The organism is Nitrospira sp. BLG_2 (genome assembly GCF_049222245.1).
The window spans coordinates 1-3,638 of sequence record NZ_JBLYIG010000514.1 but is presented as its reverse complement, the minus strand read 5'-3'; the positions used below and the strand labels follow the sequence as shown (position 1 = coordinate 3,638).

The window sequence follows — 3,638 nt, the reverse complement described above, 5'->3', positions numbered from 1 at the left end:
CGCCCGAATCCCTGCCCCACGCATGAGCCGAGCCACGCGATGCTCGCCAATGCCATGTCCCTGCTTGACCAGGGCAGCCCAGATGCGAGGACTGCCGTAGGTTTCCCGCGACTCTTGATGGAGCACGCGAATCGCTGAGAGCAGGTCTCGATTGGCCACAGCCCGTGGACTCACGGGGCGTGTCCGCCAGGCATAATACCCTGCCGGAGAGACCGCCAAGGCTCGGCACATCAGGCGGATTGGATAGCGACGGTCGTCTTCCCTGATCACTCGGTATCTCATCGCGACTCCTTCGCGAAGAACGCCGCCGCACGTCGTAAAAAATCCCGCTCCTGTTTCAAGACAGCATTTTCACGCCGGAGCTGGACCAGGTCCGCCTGCTCGGCCCGGAGGGATTGCCGGGTCTGCCCACGCCCCTCGGCCTGCTGCTGCTCCGCTCGCCACCGGTAGAGGAGATGATCGGCAATACCCAGATCCCGCGCCACCTGTGCCACGGGATGCCCGGACTCCCGGACCAAACGCACCGCTTCTTCCTTGAATGTCTCCGTATACGACCGTCGTGTCTTCGTGCTCATCCTGTCCTCCAATTTCAGCATTCTCCCACTTATGGAGGTGTCTGTGAAATCGGGGGAAGGTCACGTAGTGCGTGATCTGCAGGGAGGCCCACGAGTGCTCGTGCCTTTTATAGGGCAAGCTTTCCTGGGTCGTGCGACTCCTACGTGGTCGCCGGATGGCCGGCAATTGATCTATCAAGCCGTTCCCACTACGGAGTGTCCCCCGCAACTGATTCGCATAAATGCGGATGGGAGTGGTCGCATATCTTTAGGCGAAGGGTTCAACCCTGCCTGGTCGCTATGTTTCGCACCATGAGGTCCATAATGAGCATCCTGATTCGCTCAGCTCGATATGCATTTTTGATATTCAGCTGCTGAAGGATAAGACACCTTCCCCTAAAACGCCCAAGGCTCATCGGCAACGAACGATGGGATTTAGGCCATAACGAGCCTAAATTTCTTGCGGCAATCAACAAAAAGCAAATTGATCCTCATCAATCTCACCACTTACGGGGACAGTCAAAAAATACGATGCTCTTTCGAATGTCCTAAGAATGTCGTGCAATGCCCGTACATGATAGGAATCTAGAAATCTTTTCTATTACGCATAGTCTCGGACCTTCAGGGAGCCGTACATAGTACTCGTTCGGATTCTACGGGATTGCCCGGGAAAACAAGGAAAGCAGAACAGTTCGAATCAGCGGCGACTGGCTTCAGGCATCGCTTGCGCCCCGGCTGGAACGAGGGTATTCTGACATCCTCACAGGTCGCCAAGGAGGTGCCATGCCCCCTCTGCAACAAACCATTAAAGCTGTTATTCGCGCCGGTGACGACATCGGCTATATCGCGGAGTGTCTGGAGATTGCTGTTGTCACGCAAGGGCGGACGCTGGATGAAACGGTCAAGCATCTTCAAGAAGCTACCGCACTGCATCTGGAGGGAGAGCACCTGGCTGATTTTGGGTTGAGAGAGAAACCTACCTTAGTGCTGACCATGGAGCTGGACCCAGACCATGCCCAAGCTTCGTAGGCTCGCCGGTCGCGAGGTCCTGAGCATCCTTCAAGGCTTTGACTTCCAGCAAGCCTCCCAGCGAGGAAGCCATATCAAGCTCGTCCGTGAGGTCGCAGGAGCGCGTCAGGTGTTGACGCTTCCCCTCCATACCGAAATAGACCCCGGAACTTTACGCGCAATTTTTCGTCAAGCCAGTCGCTTCATTGCAGAGCAGGACCTTCGCCCACACTTCTACACGTCATAAGTCTCCAGCCGTGCTACATGAAAGATGGCAGCTTCCCGGCCACCCGCTATCGTCTGACACACCATGGTGCGTTCATGGAGCTATGCGGTCTGCGTGACTATAGTCTTATTATTACTAATGAGGTTAATGCCGCGCGCCCGCATAGTGACGCGTTCGTCCTGCAAGGGTTTGGTTCGACGGAGAGAGGAAAGACGTTGTGGGATCCGACACAAATGTAATGGACGTGTCGGCTGTTTGACTATCTGAGAGAGCTAATGAGGCGGCGTCGAGGAATGACTCGGCATCAACCCCTTTTTGTGGTCCCACGATTCCCCTAATCCGGCAGGACATCAACAATTCCTGACCTTCGATTATCAGTGGGAGGGCTATGACATGCTGGATTTTTTCGGCGATCAATCGAGCTTCGGCCGGTGATTCGAGATTATCCGCGATTACGGCGAAGGTGTACTCGCCCAAACGGGCGACGACGTCATGAGGCCGCAATGCACTCTTGATACGGGCGGCTTGCACGCGCACGACCAGGGTCATATTCGGCGGAGCCGAGGATGTCGACAGCGGGCGGAACTGTTCCAAGGCGCACACGAAGACCGCGACGTTCCGCGTGGTGGCCTCGGCTCTACTCAATGCGTGCCCGAGCAACACAAGGTAGAGTCGCTGTGTAGGGAGGCCGGTGATGTTGTCATAGGCCGAGACTGCCCCTCCCTGCTTGCGCTGCTCGAAGTCCTGACTAGCCGGCCAATACAAGAGGCCCACTACACCAAATCCGGCGGCGAAGAAAAAGCCAATCCATCCGATGACAAGCCGTACGGAAACGATTTCGGCCACACTCGCGGAACCGACAGGTGTCTGCGGCATCCATGCCAAGCTTCCGCCACAGATCACTGCCGAGGCACACCACCAGGCAAAAGAGCGGTCGCGCGATGGTGAGAACCCAAAGTGTGTTACCTTCAAGTGCATCGCCGTGATTGCTGACCGAGGACTTGACTTGAATGTGGAACAAACCAGAGATCCGATCCGCCTTCCGGCTGATTCGATCGATTCTCTTTCGATCCATCGGACGTTGGTCGGGATCTCGTCCAGAGGGGTATCGGTTTCTCTGGGTCAGAACTGAAGCAGAGCTATCGCGGGACATCGCTCATTGCATCATAATGAATTCAAACGAGTAGCCGGCTCCGTTCGCGGGTCGATTCGGTCAATTCGGTCGTTGCAAGTGTGCCTTAAGTCTGATGATGGCCTTGGTATGAATTTGGCAGACCCGTGACTCAGTGACTTTCATGAGCTCTCCGATTTCCTTCATCGTGAGCTCCTCGTAGTAATACAGCGTCAGGACGAGCCGTTCTTTTTCCGGCAACGATTGAATGGCCCCAACGATCGATTCCCGTTCCCGCTCATTGACCAATGAGGAAAGGGGATCAGGCGTGTGCGTATCGGCCAACATCTTGACCACTTTGTGCCCGTCTGGTTCATGAAGACATAAATCGTCTACACTGATCATGACCGCTCCTCTGGCCCGTGTAATGAAATCATCCAGCTCTTCCAAGGACATCTTCAATTCTGCCGCCACCTCTTCTTCATGTGGGGGACGACCCAATCGGCTCATGAGCATGGTGTGAGTCTTTTGAAGCAGACCGATCCGTTCATGGACCGATCGTGGAATCCAATCCATCGAGCGAATCTCATCGAGCATGGCTCCACGGATTCTGAACTCCGCATACGTCTTGAACTTCGCTTCTCGTGTCGGATCATACTTGTCCATGGCATCCATGAGTCCGATGGTTCCGACCGAAATCAAATCCTCTGCGTCCAAGTAGGCGGGGAGGCGGAAAGCC

The 3,638-nt window shown here is 55.4% G+C and carries 4 protein-coding genes and 1 pseudogene; 2 read left to right on the top strand and 3 right to left on the bottom strand.

Annotated elements, in window-relative coordinates; all coding sequences use genetic code 11:
- A pseudogene (locus ACOSYY_RS20435) lies at positions 1–575 on the bottom strand (transposase); the annotation flags it as partial.
- Between the two features lie 762 nt (positions 576–1,337).
- On the opposite strand from ACOSYY_RS20435, the gene ACOSYY_RS13880 reads away from it, so the two are divergent.
- Entirely contained in the window at positions 1,338–1,583 is a 246-nt protein-coding gene (locus ACOSYY_RS13880; RefSeq protein WP_421663111.1) for a type II toxin-antitoxin system HicB family antitoxin, read from the top strand.
- Positions 1,567–1,809 carry a type II toxin-antitoxin system HicA family toxin gene (locus ACOSYY_RS13875; RefSeq protein ID WP_421663110.1) on the top strand — a complete coding sequence of 81 codons (243 nt, stop codon included), beginning with the start codon at positions 1,567–1,569 and terminating at the stop codon, positions 1,807–1,809. The genes ACOSYY_RS13880 and ACOSYY_RS13875 overlap by 17 nt, the downstream gene beginning before the upstream one ends.
- Before the next feature lie 123 nt (positions 1,810–1,932).
- Here ACOSYY_RS13875 and ACOSYY_RS13870 read toward each other — a convergent pair whose 3' ends face one another.
- Together ACOSYY_RS13870 and ACOSYY_RS13865 are read right to left on the bottom strand one after the other, a co-directional pair.
- A complete protein-coding gene (locus ACOSYY_RS13870; RefSeq protein WP_421663109.1) occupies positions 1,933–2,664 on the bottom strand; it encodes a GGDEF domain-containing protein in 732 nt (243 codons plus the stop codon).
- Between the two features lie 337 nt (positions 2,665–3,001).
- The coding region (locus tag ACOSYY_RS13865; protein ID WP_421663108.1) for a sigma-70 family RNA polymerase sigma factor at positions 3,002–3,638 on the bottom strand (637 nt) is incomplete at its 5' end.